Consider the following 255-nt stretch of genomic DNA (forward strand, 5'->3'; position numbering starts at 1 on the left):
ACTATGCATGGTTTTGCCTTCAATGTAAATGCAGATCTTGGTTATTTTGACAATATCGTTCCCTGCGGAATTCGTGATAAAGCTGTCACCTCTTTAAATGTGGAGCTTGGCGTTAGGGAAGTCCCCGTTGCTGAAGTGAAGGAAATTATAAAGGGTCACTTTTCTGCCCTTTTTGAAGCCCAATTGGTTTAGGATCTTACCCAAAAACCCGCTGAGAAGGGCTTAAGTTGCTACCTCAATGTTTGGAGGCGCACC

General features: G+C 43.9%; 1 protein-coding gene. It reads left to right on the plus strand.

The window, feature by feature from the left end; translation table 11 throughout:
- A partial coding sequence (locus HC175_RS23820) for a lipoyl protein ligase domain-containing protein (protein WP_438865983.1) occupies positions 1 to 192 on the plus strand: 192 nt, incomplete at its 5' end.
- Positions 193 to 255: the final 63 nt, after the last annotated feature.

This window comes from Salinimicrobium oceani (assembly GCF_012037645.1).